General features: G+C 67.5%; 1 protein-coding gene. It reads left to right on the forward strand.

The window, feature by feature from the left end; all coding sequences use genetic code 11:
• Positions 1-66: 66 nt before the first annotated feature.
• Positions 67-504, forward strand: a 438-nt coding sequence (locus IMZ11_RS43770) for a transposase family protein (protein WP_374463276.1), incomplete at its 3' end; no start/stop codon positions are given.

Raw genomic sequence — 504 nt, forward strand, 5'->3', positions numbered from 1 at the left:
GTCCGGCAAGCCAAAACCATAATGGCGGAAACGGGAGGGCCGCCCCCCGGCCGAACGCCGGCCGCCATGGGGTGCCCACGTCCGGCCCGGCCCCATGGCGGGAACATCCAGGTCATCTCCGCCCCGGACGGCTGGCCGCTATGGGTGTCCGACGTCCGGCCCGGCCGCGAACACGACATGACCTGCGCCCGCCAGCACGGGATCATCACCACTCTCGCCACTTTCCGCCCCGATCTGCCGACCCTGGCCGACCTGGGTTACGAAGGCGCCGCCGACGTCGTACGCGTCCCCGTCAAGAAGAAGTCCGGCCAGCCCAAGCTCGGCCATGACCAGCACACCTACAACAAGCTGCTTCGAGGCCTGCGAGGAATCGGCGAGCGGGCGAACGCCCTGCTCACTGTCACCTTCAAGGCCCTACGCCGGGTAAGCCTCGACCCTTGGCGCATCGGGAAAATTGTTCAGGCCGCACTCGTCCTGCTCAACCACGAGCACAACTGGACCATG

Source organism: Microtetraspora sp. AC03309 (assembly GCF_020826795.1).
GTDB classification, from domain to species: domain Bacteria; phylum Actinomycetota; class Actinomycetes; order Streptosporangiales; family Streptosporangiaceae; genus Microtetraspora; species Microtetraspora glauca.